The organism is Rufibacter sp. LB8 (assembly GCF_014876185.1).
Classification (GTDB): Bacteria; Bacteroidota; Bacteroidia; order Cytophagales; family Hymenobacteraceae; genus Nibribacter.
Genome location: NZ_JADALJ010000001.1, coordinates 3,158,948 through 3,173,586 on the forward strand (window position 1 = coordinate 3,158,948; position 14,639 = coordinate 3,173,586).

The 14,639-nt window shown below is 50.1% G+C and carries 16 protein-coding genes; 7 read left to right on the forward strand and 9 right to left on the reverse strand.

Features of this window, described 5'->3' with window-relative positions; translation table 11 throughout:
* Nucleotides 1-619 precede the first annotated feature (619 nt).
* On the forward strand, nucleotides 620-1,156 hold the full coding sequence (locus IMY23_RS13235) for a DUF3575 domain-containing protein (RefSeq protein WP_192822541.1): 537 nt from the start codon (nucleotides 620-622) through the stop codon (nucleotides 1,154-1,156).
* 104 nt (nucleotides 1,157-1,260) lie between these two features.
* On the opposite strand, the gene IMY23_RS13240 is transcribed toward IMY23_RS13235, so the two are convergent.
* The 4 genes from IMY23_RS13240 to pdhA form a co-directional block, all read right to left on the reverse strand.
* Entirely contained in the window at nucleotides 1,261-1,629 is a 369-nt protein-coding gene (locus tag IMY23_RS13240) for a hypothetical protein (RefSeq protein WP_192822542.1), read from the reverse strand.
* A gap of 26 nt (nucleotides 1,630-1,655) precedes the next feature.
* Nucleotides 1,656-2,138, reverse strand: a complete 483-nt coding sequence (gene ribH / locus IMY23_RS13245) for a 6,7-dimethyl-8-ribityllumazine synthase (protein ID WP_192822543.1) — start codon at nucleotides 2,136-2,138, stop codon at nucleotides 1,656-1,658.
* 168 nt (nucleotides 2,139-2,306) lie between these two features.
* Nucleotides 2,307-3,023 (reverse strand): tol-pal system YbgF family protein, encoded by a 717-nt coding sequence (locus tag IMY23_RS13250; protein WP_192822544.1) that lies wholly within the window; start codon nucleotides 3,021-3,023, stop codon nucleotides 2,307-2,309.
* A 99-nt stretch (nucleotides 3,024-3,122) separates the two neighbouring features.
* Nucleotides 3,123-4,154, reverse strand: coding sequence for a pyruvate dehydrogenase (acetyl-transferring) E1 component subunit alpha (pdhA, locus tag IMY23_RS13255; protein WP_192822545.1), 1,032 nt, complete (start codon nucleotides 4,152-4,154; stop codon nucleotides 3,123-3,125).
* Between the two features lie 140 nt (nucleotides 4,155-4,294).
* Between pdhA and IMY23_RS13260 the strand changes: the two genes are divergently transcribed.
* The 6 genes from IMY23_RS13260 to IMY23_RS13285 all read left to right on the forward strand — a co-directional run bounded on the left by IMY23_RS13260 (nucleotide 4,295) and on the right by IMY23_RS13285 (nucleotide 8,632).
* Entirely contained in the window at nucleotides 4,295-5,413 is a 1,119-nt protein-coding gene (locus tag IMY23_RS13260) for a DNA replication/repair protein RecF (protein ID WP_192822546.1), read from the forward strand.
* 45 nt (nucleotides 5,414-5,458) lie between these two features.
* Nucleotides 5,459-5,935, forward strand: a complete 477-nt coding sequence (locus tag IMY23_RS13265; RefSeq protein ID WP_192822547.1) for a hypothetical protein — start codon at nucleotides 5,459-5,461, stop codon at nucleotides 5,933-5,935.
* Between the two features lie 62 nt (nucleotides 5,936-5,997).
* A complete protein-coding gene (locus tag IMY23_RS13270; protein ID WP_192822548.1) occupies nucleotides 5,998-6,441 on the forward strand; it encodes a GNAT family N-acetyltransferase in 444 nt (147 codons plus the stop codon).
* A gap of 96 nt (nucleotides 6,442-6,537) precedes the next feature.
* Complete coding sequence (locus IMY23_RS13275; protein ID WP_192822549.1) at nucleotides 6,538-7,092, forward strand: GNAT family N-acetyltransferase; 555 nt, start codon at nucleotides 6,538-6,540, stop codon at nucleotides 7,090-7,092.
* A 129-nt stretch (nucleotides 7,093-7,221) separates the two neighbouring features.
* A complete protein-coding gene (locus IMY23_RS13280) occupies nucleotides 7,222-7,593 on the forward strand; it encodes a DUF721 domain-containing protein (protein ID WP_225986505.1) in 372 nt (123 codons plus the stop codon).
* A gap of 463 nt (nucleotides 7,594-8,056) precedes the next feature.
* Nucleotides 8,057-8,632: an acyl-CoA thioesterase gene (locus tag IMY23_RS13285; RefSeq protein WP_192822550.1), complete on the forward strand. Its 576-nt coding sequence runs from the start codon at nucleotides 8,057-8,059 to the stop codon at nucleotides 8,630-8,632.
* Between the two features lie 148 nt (nucleotides 8,633-8,780).
* On the opposite strand, the gene IMY23_RS13290 is transcribed toward IMY23_RS13285, so the two are convergent.
* The 5 genes from IMY23_RS13290 to IMY23_RS13310 all read right to left on the reverse strand — a co-directional run bounded on the left by IMY23_RS13290 (nucleotide 8,781) and on the right by IMY23_RS13310 (nucleotide 14,545).
* Nucleotides 8,781-10,133, reverse strand: a complete 1,353-nt coding sequence (locus IMY23_RS13290; RefSeq protein ID WP_192822551.1) for a serine hydrolase — start codon at nucleotides 10,131-10,133, stop codon at nucleotides 8,781-8,783.
* Between the two features lie 168 nt (nucleotides 10,134-10,301).
* Entirely contained in the window at nucleotides 10,302-10,994 is a 693-nt protein-coding gene (locus IMY23_RS13295; RefSeq protein ID WP_192822552.1) for an ABC transporter ATP-binding protein, read from the reverse strand.
* Nucleotides 10,995-11,100: 106 nt separating this feature from the next.
* The gene (locus IMY23_RS13300) at nucleotides 11,101-12,588 is read right to left on the reverse strand and encodes a DUF5687 family protein (protein WP_192822553.1); all 1,488 of its coding nucleotides are present in this window, start codon (nucleotides 12,586-12,588) and stop codon (nucleotides 11,101-11,103) included.
* An 816-nt stretch (nucleotides 12,589-13,404) separates the two neighbouring features.
* Nucleotides 13,405-14,043, reverse strand: a complete 639-nt coding sequence (locus IMY23_RS13305) for a hypothetical protein (RefSeq protein ID WP_192822554.1) — start codon at nucleotides 14,041-14,043, stop codon at nucleotides 13,405-13,407.
* Nucleotides 14,027-14,545, reverse strand: coding sequence for a sigma-70 family RNA polymerase sigma factor (locus tag IMY23_RS13310; RefSeq protein ID WP_192822555.1), 519 nt, complete (start codon nucleotides 14,543-14,545; stop codon nucleotides 14,027-14,029). The genes IMY23_RS13305 and IMY23_RS13310 overlap by 17 nt, the downstream gene beginning before the upstream one ends.
* Between the last annotated feature and the right edge of the window lie 94 nt (nucleotides 14,546-14,639).

Below are 14,639 nucleotides of genomic sequence, written 5' to 3' on the forward strand. Positions count from 1 at the left end.
AAATCAGGAAGCGAACAGGTAGGCCTATTTAATAAATGATAAAATAATTATATTATAATATTCTAATGAAGAAGCTAACTTATGAAGGTGAAAGGTTTGAGCACCGGCATCACGAAATACACTTGGTCCTGCCATTGAACTCTTTGGTACTGAAGCTTAAATTATGATAATAATTATCAGTGTAATTTATTACCGTTAGAGAGGAAATAAATGGCACTCCTGTTACGTAGTCTGGCACAGACCAACGCAAGATTTTTCGTAGTTGTAGATAGAGCGGGCGCTCCTTTAAGGCGGCGTAATGAAATATAAGGTGGGGGACCTCTTATTTTAAGCAAAAGTACCAAAAGAATTCACCATTCTACTAAGTATATCTACTAGATTTAAAAGAATCCTCGCAATTCTCGTCCTTGTTAGTAGCTATAGACTTTTAGTGTTGGGTTGTCAAGACATTATGCTTTCCTGTAAGCATTGCGTTTTAGGCCTCGTTTTCAGAAATGAGCCCGAAAACAGGATTTTGGTTGAGGCTTTTCTCTACCACGCGGCAAATATATAGTGAGCAGATAGGGGTTTAGGGCGAAATTGGTGTCTTACCTTGCACAACCCCTACTTAAACCCTTTCATGAAAAAAGCCCTTTTGCTCGCATTGTTTGGTGGTCTCCTTTTCTTTGGCAAGCCTGTGCAGGCCCAAAACAACTTATTAAAGGTAAACTTGCTGGCCCCCTTGGTGTCTACTGGTTCTTTCTATTATGAGCGCGTGCTGGGAGATTCCAGAAGTATTCAGGTTGGGGCGTTCTTCACCAAGTTTGAGGAGTTGTCTGGCTACGGCATTACGCCCGAATACCGCGTGTATTTGTCTGACGAACCTGCCCCGGCAGGGTTCTATGTAGCGCCTTTCGCCAGTTTCATGAGCTTTACCATTGAAAGCGATGAAGACTATATGAATGATTTCAAGGCCACGGCCAGGAACTTTGGCGGCGGATTAGTGGTGGGCCGTCAGTGGATCTTCAAGGAAATGGTGTCCTTTGACATGTTCATTGGGCCTGAATACACCGTAGGGAACATGGAGTTCATCAGCGGGGACCGGGAACAAGCTGAGTCTGCCAACCTCACCGGCTGGATTGGCCGGGCAGGTATCTCTGTTGGCCTCAAATTCTAGTTTCGGCTTCGTTTCCAAAATAGAGCCCAAAAACGGGGAGGCCCGCTGCATGCAGCGGGCCTCCCCGTTTTTGTGACAGTATACTTTGTACCGGAAATAGACTTTTAAAGCAACTTATAAAGTATATCAAGCAGTCCGTAGAGCAGAAGGCCCGCAACTGTAAACACGGTACCTAACCCTAAAAAAAGCGGACCTATTTTTAGGTCCAAAGGGTGGATTCCTTTTCGTAAGACAATTTCTGTAATCCAGCCCAAGCAGTAACAGGCATTTGCAGGTACAGCCGTCATTACAATAAGGCCGAATCCAAAGAAGAGTTTACTTCTTACAAAAATTGAGGCTAGAAGTAACCAAGTTAGAGAAGTGAGAAAGTACACCAAATTGTATTTCAGCCTTCTCTTTTCCCACCAAAGCACAATTTCCTTGGCAGTTTCAGGAGTTGAATCTTGATGCAAATAGGTCTCCAGCAAGTTCATTCTTACTTCACTAGGAATCTAAATCATCAACCCACCAAACTCAACATTTGAATAGCGGTGGCGGCGGCTTCTACGCCTTTGTTGCCGTGCTTGCCGCCGGCACGGTCCCAGGCCTGCGCCTCGTCATTGGTAGTGACCAGCCCGAAGATGACCGGTTTGTTGAACTTGAGCGCCACCTGGGTCAAGCCTTGCGCCACGGCGTGGCAGATGTAGTCATCGTGCTTGGTTTCGCCTTTGATCACCACGCCCAGGGCAATGACGGCGTCTACCTCGGGGCTTTGCGCCAGGAACTGGGACCCGATGGTCAACTCAAAAGAGCCGGGCACGGTGTTGCGGTGGATGTTTTCGGGCTTGGCGCCGTGCTGAATTAAGGTGTCATAGGCGCCTTTGCAGAGCACATCAGTGATGGCTTTGTTCCACTCGGCCACTACTATCCCAAATTTCTTTCCGGAGATGTCTGGCAGGTTGTCTGAGTTGTAGTCACTTAGGTTTTTGAGGGCGCTGGCCATGGGTGCGAAGTGTTAAAGACGAGGTTGGGTTTGGGATTTCTGTTCCGTTTTCGGGCTCATTTTCAGAAATGAGCCCGAAAACGGGTTGTACGCAAAAGTGCACAAAAAAACGGAGCCGCTGCCCTAAAAATTTCAGGCGACGGCTCCGTTCAAAAAGATTGAAAACGCTTATTTCTTGGCAGTAGCAGCCGATGCTTCAGCGCGGGCCTTGTATTTCTTGGCGTCGGTTACTTCCTGGCTCAGCGGGAAATCTGCCACAATGCGGTCATAGATGTCAGCGGCTTTGTCATGCTGGTTGGCGGCCTCATAGGCCATGGCGGCTTTCATGAGGTACTGCGGCGAGAAGAAGTCGTTGGCTTTGTGGCTGGCGGCTTTCTCGTATAAGGCAGCGGCTTCGGCGGGCTTGTTGAGCTCTAACTGGGCATCGCCTTGCAGGCTGTACGCGCGCGACTGCAACAACAGATCATCTGAGTTGAATTCTTCCAGGTAATTCAAGGCCTCGGCAAATTTGCCTTGCTTCAAATAGATCACTCCGGTGTAGAAGTTGGCCAGGTTACCAGCTTTGGTGCTGCCGTACTCGTCTGCCACCGCCTTGAACCCTTGGTACTGACCATCGCCGTTCAGGGCTTTGCTCAGGGAGTCAGCCTCCAGATAATACTCGGCCTGGAACATGGCGGCCAGGGCTTCCTGGTTTTTGTTCTGCTGGTTCTGGTAGTATAAAAATCCACCCACCACAGCGGCAGCGATGGCCACAAACAGGCCGATCAATAAATTTTTGTGACGCGTCACAAAATCCTCAGACCCTCCTACAAGGCGATCAGCCAGGGCATCTGGGTTCTCCACTAGCTCTAAATCGCTCTTTTGGTCCATTGTGTTATTTGACATCAGTTAATAGAATAATAAATAAAGTAGCTGCTATTTCATTGCCAAGCCTTGCCGCTGAACCCCAAACCAACCGGTTCCGTTCCCGCGCGCCGCGCTTGTTTACACCATCACGTAGGGGTAATCTCTCTCCACGTAAATGTCTGTGTATAATTCCTCTGGCTCTGGGTAGGGTGAGTTCTCCGCGAATTCCACTGACTCCTGTACCTGCGCTTTCACTTTGTTGTCAATCTCCTCCAGCTGTTGCTCCGTGGCGAAGTTGTTCTCCAGAATGGTGAACCGCACGCTCTCAATAGGATCTTGGTTGCGGTAGGTTTCCAGCTCGTCTTTGGTGCGGTACTTAGCGGGGTCAGACATGGAGTGACCTTTGTAGCGGTAGGTTCTGAACTCCAGGAACGTAGGGCCTTCACCGGCGCGGGCACGCTCAGCGGCGCGGGCCACGGCGTTGTGCACGTCTTCGCAGCGCATGGCGTTCACGGCCTCAGACGGCATGTCATAAGACAAGCCCAGTTTGTAAAGCTCGGTTACGTTAGACGTACGGGCCACTGAGGTTCCCATGGCGTAGCCGTTGTTTTCCACCACAAAAATCACGGGCAGTTTCCAGAGCATGGCCATGTTAAAAGCCTCGTGCAGCGCACCCTGGCGTACGGCGCCGTCGCCCATGTACGTGATGCACAGGTTGCCGGTCTTGTTGTATTTCTCTGCGAAGGCCAGACCAGCGCCCATAGGCACCTGCGCGCCTACAATGCCGTGACCACCCGCAAAATTCACAGATTTGTCAAAGATGTGCATAGAGCCGCCTTTGCCTTTAGAGCAACCGGTGGCTTTGGCGAACATCTCGGCCATGACGGCGTTGGGCGATGTTCCCAAGCCCAGCGGGTGGGCGTGGTCACGGTAGGCAGTGATCCATTTATCGTCTTTGGTGAGCGCGGTGATAGCACCGGCGGCACACGCTTCCTGGCCTATGTAGAGGTGACAGAAGCCTTTGATTTTCTGTTGACCGTAGAGCTGGCCGGCTTTTTCCTCAAACTTGCGCATGAGCACCATCATCTCATACCAACGCAGGTAGGTCTCTTTTGAAAATGCAGGGGCGCCTTTTACCTTTGCCTTCTTCGCTGCTTTCGCTTCCGCCATATCTTGTGTCTGTTGTTCGTAAGGGTTAATCTAAGCGTACGGAATTCCAAATATCGCCTAAAATCTGTGGATTTAGCGGTAGTTTTGTTCCGTAAGGTATTCTAACATGCGAAATTAAGTAAAAATCTGGAAACTAGTCCATGCTCCTCGAAAATCTACACGTCCTGCACTTCAAGAATTACGAGGAGGCCACCCTGCCTTTTTCCAGCCACATCAATTGCTTCATTGGCGACAACGGCAGCGGCAAAACCAACCTGCTAGACGCCATCCATTATCTTTCGCTCACCAAAAGCGCCTTTACCAGCACAGACCTGCAGAACATAAAAGACGGCGAAGATTATTTTATAGTGCGCGGCCGCTTCCAAAACGAGGAAAAAGTGAGCTCCGTGCAGTGTTACCTGAAGACGGGCCAGAAGAAAATCATCACGCTCAACAAGACGCCGTATGAGCGCGTGAGCGAGCACGTGGGCAAGTTTCCTGTGGTCTTGATCTCGCCGTATGACACAGACTTGATCAGGGAAGGCAGTGAGGAACGACGCAAATTCTTTGACTCTCTCATGGCGCAGCTGGACCACAGCTACCTTGATTTGCTCATTCACTACACCTACGTGCTCAAGCAACGCAACTCCTTGCTCAAGCAGTTCTACGAGAAAAACTACGTGGACAAAGAGTACCTCCAGATTCTGGACGAGCAGCTCATGCCCCTGGGCACCGAACTGGGAATCAGGCGCGCGGCTTTTCTGGAGACCTTTGAACCCGTGTTCCAGCACCATTATCGGCATCTCTCAGACAGCCATGAACTGGTCACGCTGGCCTACCAGAGCCAACTCACCCGCCAAAACTACGCCTATCTCTTAGACCAAAGCCAGCGCAAGGATTTGGCCTTGCAACGCACCACCGTGGGTCCGCACAAAGACGATTTCGTGTTTCTGATGGATAGCAAGAGCGTGAAAAACTTCGGGTCACAGGGCCAGCAGAAAAGTTATGTGATTGCTTTAAAGCTGGCACAGTTTGAGGTTTTGGCCCAAAAAAACGGACAGAAACCGCTGCTGCTCTTAGATGATATCTTTGACCGCCTGGACCAGAAACGCATTGAACAATTGATGCAACTGGTGGCCAATAACACCTTCGGGCAGATTTTCTTGACAGACACGCATTTGGACAGGACTGATGCCATTTTACAGCCGCTTTCCAATAATATTAGAAGATTTAGGATTGCTGAGGGAAAGGCGGAGACGATTGAGGAGGAGGAAGTATAATTGTAATGGTTAGATTAATTGAATTTGAGCGTAAACAACATTGAGATGAAGAAACAGGAAATAGCAGAAAATATTGGGGCAATGACTTCATTGTCCATGGGGCTTCCAATTGGATTAGCTGCAATGGTTCTTTTTGCAATGGTATCTGTTATCATTACAGGGGAAAGCATGTTCCTGTTTGGATGGTTCTTTACAAATGGCATATCCACTGTTGGAATGTTGGTTGCCTTCATTGCCATCCTATGGTTTGCTGGAAAGATGCTTGCTCGCGATATTGAGGCAGACATAAGCAGGATACACGCAACTTTCAGATATTCAACCCTTATAAATATAGTAATCTGGTCAGTTTTCTTACTGATTCACTTAATTACTAACAGAGGTTTTAACCTTTACTTTGGTATTGAAGTCCCGTTAACCTTAGCTGTGATTTCGGTTTTAATCACGCCGTTTACTGTCGGGCGATGGATTCATACCGCTCTCACAAAGAGATTAAAAAATGCCTTCTGTCAACAAAGTGTATAAACTGCGCTTTAGCCTTTCACGTCATATACACCAAGCCCTTATTTCATTACAATTTTAGCTCAATGACCATCAGAGAAGCCGCCTCACAAGATATTCCCGCCATGCACGTGGTGCGTATCTCTGTGAAAGAAAACGTGTTGAGCAATCCGGCTCTGGTCACGCCCAAAGAGTATGCAGACTACATTTTGCACTTCGGTAAAGGCTGGGTGTGTGAGTATGAGAAACAGATTATTGGGTTCGCCATTGTGGGGTTGCAGCAGCGCAACGTCTGGGCTTTGTTTGTGCATCCAGAGTTTGAGAAAATGGGCATTGGCAAACAATTGCAGGCCACCATGCTGGACTGGTATTTCAGCCAGACGCAGGAAACCGTGTGGCTGAGCACCGCGCCCAACAGCCGCGCCGAGGCTTTTTACCGCCAAACCGGCTGGGCGGAAGCAGGTACCGTCGCCAACGGCGAAATCAAATTTGAGATGACGTTTGCCGCCTGGCAGAACAGCAGCTTGTAGCGTTTTTCTAAACAGTAGTTTCCTCCACCCGTTTTCGGGCTCTGTTTTGGAAATAGAGCCAAAAACGCGGAGCTTTCCTTTTACCTGAACATCAACATGGCGACAAACCTAGCCGTCCGGCAACTTCAAACCCAGGACATTCCTTCTATTGTAGATTACTGGCTGAAAGCTGACCCAGCTTTTCTGAGGGGCATGGGCGTGGACCTGCAGAAACTTCCTTCCCGTGAAGGTCTCTCCCACATGCTCACGCAGCAAATCAACACGCCATTGCCAGAGAAAGCAGCTTACGCGGTGATCTGGCTGTTAGACAATCAGCCGGTGGGCCACTGCAACGTGAACAACATCAGTTACGGGCAATTGGCCCACATGCATTTGCACCTATGGCAACCCCAGAACTGGCAACAAGGCATGGGTACCGAACTGGTGAAAAAATCTTTGCCTTTCTTTTTTGAGAACCTGGAGCTGCAAGACCTGTACTGCGAACCTTACGCTCTTAACCCCGCGCCCAGCAAAACCCTGGAAAAAGTAGGCTTCACATTTGAGAAACGCTACGTGACGGTGCCGGGCGCACTTAATTTTGAGCAGGAAGTGAACCGCTGGCACCTCGGCCGGGCCGCCTATGAACAGATTATTGCCGACATATCAAGGTAACGCCTGAACTGCCGTTTTTGGCTTCATTTCTGGAAACGGAGCCAAAAACGGAAACCGCCCGGTGGATAGCTTGGGGATAACTCCCGTGGATAAATTCATAGCCGCCGCACCGCCCAAATCCGTAAAGAAATGGCGTACCTTCGCCTAGATCCACCGCGTACCCAACCAGAAACTATGTCCCTCCGTCCGTTGAACCCCAGAAGCCCTTTCATGCGCAAAGCCGATACTATCAGCCTGAAAGACAGCATTGACGCCATGCTCAAAGCCTACAAGCTCAACGGCAAGATCAATGAGGTGCAACTGGTGGCTTCCTGGGAGAAAATCATGGGCAAGGCCATCTCGCTCAAAACGCAGGAAGTGTTCGTGCGCAACCGAAAGCTGTTCGTGCGCCTCTCCTCTGCCCCGCTCAAGCACGAACTCAACATGGCCAAAACCAAAGTCATCACGCTCATCAACTCAGAAATGGGCCAGGAAGTGATTGACGATGTGGTGTTTTTGTAGGTGATTGAGGTAATAGAGTCCTTTTAAATCCGCCGTTCAATGGCCTCAAACTCCAGGTGGACCTATATTTTATCGCTAGCAACTCCATTTCTACTCTTAGTTGCCACTTGGTCTTTATTTGCAGGGGAGTTTACCATACCGTTCGTCTTATTCCCTTGGGCTGCGGCGGTACTGTTATTTATAAATTCAGCGAATCTTGAAATCCTTTTAGTTGGAATTGCTTTGGTTCAGTTTCCCATCTATGGATTGATATTAGATTCTACCACAAACACTTATAGCTTTAGAAGAATTGTAATTGCTCTGCTGGCAACTCACCTAACCTTAGTTGTACTTGTTCAAATTTTAGGACGTTTTTAGATTTCAGAATCCCGTTTCTAAAAGAATGAAGTTACAATTGCTTCCTTCAGCGATACTCCAAATCTCTGTTTTTGCCTACATTTAAGAAATCGAGCCCAAAAACGAAATGCAGCACCCCACTCCTGAACCTGAGATCTTCCGGCCTGTCTCCCACTCCCGCACCACGCTTACGGAGTTGATGATTCCCAGCTACGCCAACTTCGGGGGCAAGATTCATGGGGGAATTCTGCTGTCTCTCATGGACAAAGTGGCTTATGCCTGCGCCGCCAAGCACGCCGGCAATTACTGCGTGACGGTGACCGTAGACGGCGTGAATTTCCTTCAGCCCGTTGAGGTGGGTGAACTGGTGAGTCTGCTGGCGTCGGTGAATTACGTGGGCAGAACGTCTTTGCTGGTGGGTATTAAGGTGATTGCCGAGAACGTGAAATCAGGCACGGTCAAGCACACCAACACGTCTTACTTCACCATGGTGGCCAAAGGCGAAGACGACAAACCCACCAAAGTGCCCGGCCTCACCCTGGAAACCCCCGAGGACGCCCGCCGCTTCATTGAGGCCCTGCAACGCAAAGAAATAAAAGCCCGCTCAGAACAGGAATTCAAGGAAATCACCACCAATTTAGAGCTTCGGCAAAACATGCCCCGCCTGGTGGGCCAGCGCTGCCAACTGGGCTTTGAGTTGTAGCGTTTTCGGCCTCGTTTCCAGAAATGAAGCCGAAAACGGAAACTGATTTCGGGCCAATCACTCCAACTAAAATGATAAATGCAAAAAAGCCTTCGGTAGTCCCAAATTGGGCTTCGCCGAAGGCCTTTCTCCTATAATATCGTTTAAGTTACTCCTTCACGAAGTCAAACTTACCAGCGCCTTGCTTAAGCGTAAACTGGTCATAGGCGTTGCTCTTACCAGATTTGGAGAACTCAATGGTAATGCCCGCGCCCTCAAACACAAACTGAGTTTCTGAGCGGGCCTCCAGCATTAAAGCACTCTGCCCGGTAGCCTGGCCCATAAGCTGGTCGCCTTCCTTTTTCATGGAAATCTTGAGTGGAAAAGTGGGACTCGTAAACATGCCTTCATACAAAGCCAAGTCCAGCTTCAGGTTTTTGGGAGCCTCAAACGTGGGGATTTTGTAAGGCGCGTTGAACACAACAGAGAACAACCCGATGAGCACGTCATTACCGTTAGTGTTGGCGCCGTTGAACGTGGTGGCAATGGTCACGTCCTGCTCCGGGAAATAGGTGAGCATGCTGGTGAACCCGTCAATAATACCGCCATGCCCGTAACTGGACAGCTTGCCAAACGGAATTGTCAATAACCCCAGCCCATAATTGTCTTTCAACGTTTTCATCTGCTCCACGGTGGCCTTGCTCACCAGTTTTCCCTGCAAAAGCCCGCGCAGGAAAATGCCTAAATCCTGCGGCGTAGACACTAGAGCACCGGCACCGTGGGGCACGCTCATATGGGTTTCCGGTAATTCAAACCAGCTGTTGTTCAGGAACATAAAAGACGACGCTTCGTTCTTGGCCGCGTTGATTTTGCCTCCGTAAAACGTGTTCTTGAGCTTGAGTTTTTCCACAATATTCTTCTGGAGCACCTGGGCATACGGCTGCTTGGTCACTTTCTCCACAATAAGACCCAGCAACACGTAATTGGTGTTGCTATACTCATACTTTTCGCCGGGCAAAAAAGAGGATTTCATGCGGGCCATGGCCTCCAGGAGCTGAGGTTCGGTCTTTTCGGTGCGCATGAACTGCCCAAATGCCGGGTCGGTGGTGAAGCTGGTCAGGCCGCTGCGGTGCCGGAGCAAATGTTCTACCGTAATGGTTTTGGCGTTGTCAAACTGCGGAAAGAACTGGGCCAGCGGTGTCTGCAGCGTCAGTTTTTTCTGCTCCACCAACTGCATGATCATGGTGGCCGTGAACGTCTTGGTCACCGAGCCCACACGGTATCTGGTGCCCGTGTTGGCTTTGGTCTGCTGTCCGTCTTTAATGGAGGCCGCGCCAATGGCCCGACTGTAGGTCATCTTCTCGCCCTGGAAAACGGCCACAGAGCCCATCAGTTTGTTTTTTTCTTCCAGCACGGTGAGCAGGCTATCTAGCTTGGCCGTATTGAGGGCAGTTTTTTCCTGCGCCCAGGTGGCCAAGGGCAAGAAGCACAAAAATGCCAAAGTAAGTTTTCTGAGTTTCATAAGGGAAAGAAAAACGGCAAGCCGAAGCCTGCTTATAAGATGTGTCCGTGTAAAATTCTGGTAAAACGAATTCCTGTTTTCGGGCCCATTTCTGAAAACGAGCCCGAAAACGGGTGTGTAGAACCGGCAATTCCTCTTTTACTTTTCCACAGAATTACCGGTGGAAAACTAGACGGTGAAATAGCTTTCTAGCTGCTGGAGCGTGGTTTCGTCGGTTTTCATATCTTCTACTACCTGGCCTTTTTCCAGGAGCACAATGCGGTCGCAGACTTCGGTGACGTGGCTGAGGTCATGGCTGGAAATCAACATGGTCATCCCTTGGCGCTTGAGGTCTTTGAGCAAGTTTTTCAATCTAATCTGCGAGCTGGGATCCAGGTTGGCGAAGGGTTCGTCCAAAATCAGTAACTCTGGGTTTGACATCACGGCGGCGGCCACCCCTACTTTCTTCTGGTTGCCTTTGGAGAAGTCTCTGATGTATTTGCGCTGGCTCAGAATCTCGCCGTTGAAGAAATCATGGAAGCTGGCCAGGAAATCCTGTACATCGCCAGGCGTGAGGCCGTTGAGTTTGCCAATGAACGCGAAATATTCCTCTGGCGTGAGAAAGTCGATCAGAAAGCCTTCGTCCAGGTGGGAGCCGGTGTAGGTTTTCCAGTCTTCGGTGGCGCGCACGTTTTCGCCCTTGCTGAACACTTCGCCTTTAGACGGCCTGATCAGGTCCAGAATCATTCTGAAGAAAGTGGTTTTGCCCGCGCCGTTGTTGCCCACCAGGCCAATGGTTTCGCCTTTCTGCACCGTGAGGGCCGGAATATTGACAACGGTCACGCCGCTGTAGCTTTTCTGAAGGTCACGTACTTCTATCATGGTTTTTATTTTTTAGACACAAGTATCAGGTATCAAGACACAAGACGTTTGTGTGGTTTTTAACTTTAAATCGAGGTAAAAATTCAATCTTTTGGTTTGGAAAAGCCTAGGCCTGTCTGAAACCGGCGGCAATGGCGTATTTCTGCGCCTGGAAACGGTTCACTACCACGCCCAGCAACTGCTTATGGAAGATGAAGCCCAAAAGCCCCACCACGCCCACGGCGGCAATGCCCCACCACGGGTGCCCCATCAGCCCGAACGGCAGATAAATCAAGATAGGCAGCACCAAGGCCGGCAACATCATGATAAACTGTGAGGCGCCCACACCCTGCCAGTTAAAGGAAGAGCCTTTGCTCAGGTCCATGCGCTTTTTGTTGTAAGTGCTTAAATACAGAATCACGAAGGTGTTGATCCCAATGTTGTAGAAGAAACAGGCCGTGTTGATCAGCATGATTTTCCCGCCAATCTCTGGCAGCAAACCGTACAGCAAAGTAATTAAGTACGCCATGGCGCAGGTAGGCACAAACATCCAGAACTTGCTCAGGTAGAACGTGTACGGGCTGATGCGCTTGGTCAGCAGAGCGTCAAAATGGGCGCTTTGCCAGCCCGGCACAAACTGTCCGTAGCTCATCATCAAGATTCCGGTCATGAACACGCCCGGGAAAATGAGCATGGCAAACCCGTCTGTGTACATTTTGTTAGTGTAGAACAAAAAGCCGTAGGCCAGCAGCACCGTGCCCATGGTTACCGTAGACTTGGTGCGTTTGTGGCGCATGATCAACTTGATTTCCATGCTGATCAAGGTACCCACCTGCCCGAACCGCTGCAAGAACCCAATCTCCGTAGAATCGCCTACTTTAGACTGTTTCCTGATTCTGATTTCCTCTGGGTAGGTGTGCGCCGCCATGAACTGGTAATTCACCCAGTACACCACCGCCAGCAGCGCCACCGGCAGCAACAACCACAGCGGCTGCGTGCCCAAGCCGTTGAAAAACACGCCAGACGCCTTGCCCAAGGAGATATAGTTGAGGTAATCTGCCGTAGCCAGTAAAATCACCGCCAGCAGAAAGCCCGCCGTGGCCATGGGTTTCTCCACCAGTTGGCGCTTGAAATACATGGTCAGAAAGTTGTTCACCAAGGTCAGGAAGAAAAGCCCCGCCACCCAGAGCCAGGCCCCGCCCATGCCATAGGCCGTGGGCAACACCTTCACCGCGAACGGAATGAACAGCAACAACGGCAAGAAATTGAACAGGCTGGTAATGGATTTCCAGAGGATGAAATGCACCAGCTTTCCTTTGCCCACCGGCAAATGCAGGTACGGCTGAATGCTGAGCACCGGCAACTCCTGCATGAAAAACCGCAACGACAAGTCCACCAAGAAATAGTAGAGCAACAGGCGGTTCACAATTTCTACGGCGTTGCCGTTGGGCGAATAATACTCAATGATGTTGTCCAGGAAGAAACTGAGCGCCACCACGTAGAGCAGCATAAGCACCATAAAGAAGCCCAACACCAGGTTCACGGCCAGGTTTTTCTGCCAGACACTGGAACGGGTGGCTTCTTTCCATTGGTGGGAAAGGAGTAATCTAATCATACGCGAAAGGGTTGTTTGTGTAGTGTGGCTGATTTACTGAATTAGTATGGTCAACCTCCTAAATATTACACCCTTGCGGTATTTTATTCATTTTGGGTCAGGATGGAGGCAGAGGTGTGGTTTCCGTTTTTGGCCACGTTTTAGGAAATGAAGGCAAAAACGGGAATTGGCGCAGACACTCGTAGGAGCTGCGCGCACTACGAGGTCTTTTGAGTAACTGCAGCCGGGTCCTCAACCGTAGAGACAAGGCAATGCCTGGTCTCTACCACGCATTTCCCAGTTTCGCCTCCATTTCCAATTTAGAGCCCGAAAACGCAATTGGCGCAGACCTCACAGGTTTCCAAAACCTGTGAGGTCTTCTGAGCTGGCGGCACTTCTGATGCCCAAAACGCTGACTGCCTTTCAACTGTCTCTTTTCCAGCCTTTCCATCGAGCGCCTAAGTAGGTTCCGTCGCCGGCAGGCGGGTGCCGAAGGCACCAGGAAGCTGGTACAGCGCGAGAGGGGAAGGCGGGGCCTCGCGGCCGTGAGCGCTCGGAGCCCGGCTATGGAAAAGGCCGTCTTGTAGGGCAAAGGATGCAACGGGAGTTTGAAAGGGAGGTGTATTGCGTGCACATGAATTATAGCTTGAACCGCAGCCTTGGTCGTTGATGATAACACCAACAACGGCGAAGGAAACTGCTTGTACACCTTTGAAAGTCAAGAAAAGGAAAGCAATAATCTTCGTTAGATCCTTCGATAAACTCAGGATGACGTTAAATTGTGTGGCCTTAAAATCGAAAGATGAATAAGGAAACACTTACCCAAACAACTTCAACTTACGCCGCTACCTCCAAACTCTCCAATTCCCCATACGCCCCTTTCAACGCTTTCAAATGACTCCCGAACATCTTCTGGATATACCATTTCAAAAAGAAATACCCCAGCACGGCCCCAATGAAAAAGCCGACGGCCAGCCGCAGATACATCTGTTCCCAGGGTAAATGCGAGATGTTGATGCCGTTGGCCAGTTTAAGGTACACCAGCTGCCCGGCCACCAACCCGATGGGCGCCAGCAGCATGTTGGTCCAGAAGTAGAGCCGCGTGAGGCCGGTGAGCATCTCAATAAGGTTCTTCAAGGTGGCGCGCAGGTTGGCCGTGGTCACGTTCAAGGCCCGAAGCCGCTGCAGACGCACCCAGAAATACCCCACAAACGGCAGGCAAATGACCATGATTACCCCGCACAGCATCTGGAACACCGGGTCATTCTCTATCAAAAAGATGGCCAGGCCAAACAACACCACGGTGAACAGCTGCACCACCAGTTCAAAATAAATGTTCTTCTTGAGCTTGGTCACCGCGTTCTCTGTGCGGGTTTTGAGCAAGCCCGATATCTGGTCCTCAGAGACCTGGTGCGCCGCCGCCGACTGGGCCGCATACTGGTGCCAGGTGTCTTTGAGGCTATCTAATTTCATCATACACCGGAGTTAATAATTTCTCTAATTTCGCTTTGATGCGGTTCAACTTCACGCCCACGTTAGATTTGGTGATGCCAATGATATCAGCCATCTCGTCATAACTTTTGTCTTCCAGGTAGAGCATCACAATGGCTTTCTCCACTTGGGAGAGCTGGTCAATGGCGGCATAGAGGTATTTTACTTTCAATTCATATTCTTCGGAGGTGTCCGGCACGGCGGGTATCTGCAGGTCTGTGTCTGAGAGGGAACCGTAATGGGGCCGGCGGCTTTCTTTCCGGAAACTGGAGACGGCCGTGTTCAGGGCCACCCGGTACATCCAGGTGCTTACCTTAGATTCATGCTTAAACGAAGGATACGACCGCCAGAGTTGCAACACAATTTCCTGGAACAGGTCTTTCCGTTCTTCGGGGTCCCGACAGTACATGCTGCACACCTTATGGATCAGGGCCTGGTCCTGGGCAATGAGCTTCACAAATTCTGCACGAAGGGCCGGGTTTTCCACCGTTTTACTGATTTATTTAAAGTATTAGTAGCCTACTCAGCCCGTAAATTACAATTTCCCCGGCAAAGACCTTTTTGAAATGGTTGATTGGTGG

Coding starts and splice junctions, on each gene's coding strand:
- IMY23_RS13290 (WP_192822551.1), bottom strand. CDS start 10,133: ATGAAACTCAGAAAACTTACTTTGGCATTTTTGTGCTTCTTGCCCTTG.
- IMY23_RS13270 (WP_192822548.1), top strand. CDS start 5,998: ATGACCATCAGAGAAGCCGCCTCACAAGATATTCCCGCCATGCACGTG.
- IMY23_RS13240 (WP_192822542.1), bottom strand. CDS start 1,629: ATGAACTTGCTGGAGACCTATTTGCATCAAGATTCAACTCCTGAAACT.
- IMY23_RS13235 (WP_192822541.1), top strand. CDS start 620: ATGAAAAAAGCCCTTTTGCTCGCATTGTTTGGTGGTCTCCTTTTCTTT.
- IMY23_RS13265 (WP_192822547.1), top strand. CDS start 5,459: ATGAAGAAACAGGAAATAGCAGAAAATATTGGGGCAATGACTTCATTG.
- IMY23_RS13275 (WP_192822549.1), top strand. CDS start 6,538: ATGGCGACAAACCTAGCCGTCCGGCAACTTCAAACCCAGGACATTCCT.
- IMY23_RS13300 (WP_192822553.1), bottom strand. CDS start 12,588: ATGATTAGATTACTCCTTTCCCACCAATGGAAAGAAGCCACCCGTTCC.
- IMY23_RS13250 (WP_192822544.1), bottom strand. CDS start 3,023: ATGTCAAATAACACAATGGACCAAAAGAGCGATTTAGAGCTAGTGGAG.
- pdhA (WP_192822545.1), bottom strand. CDS start 4,154: ATGGCGGAAGCGAAAGCAGCGAAGAAGGCAAAGGTAAAAGGCGCCCCT.
- IMY23_RS13295 (WP_192822552.1), bottom strand. CDS start 10,994: ATGATAGAAGTACGTGACCTTCAGAAAAGCTACAGCGGCGTGACCGTT.
- IMY23_RS13280 (WP_225986505.1), top strand. CDS start 7,222: ATGGCGTACCTTCGCCTAGATCCACCGCGTACCCAACCAGAAACTATG.
- IMY23_RS13260 (WP_192822546.1), top strand. CDS start 4,295: ATGCTCCTCGAAAATCTACACGTCCTGCACTTCAAGAATTACGAGGAG.
- IMY23_RS13285 (WP_192822550.1), top strand. CDS start 8,057: ATGCAGCACCCCACTCCTGAACCTGAGATCTTCCGGCCTGTCTCCCAC.
- IMY23_RS13305 (WP_192822554.1), bottom strand. CDS start 14,043: ATGATGAAATTAGATAGCCTCAAAGACACCTGGCACCAGTATGCGGCC.
- ribH (WP_192822543.1), bottom strand. CDS start 2,138: ATGGCCAGCGCCCTCAAAAACCTAAGTGACTACAACTCAGACAACCTG.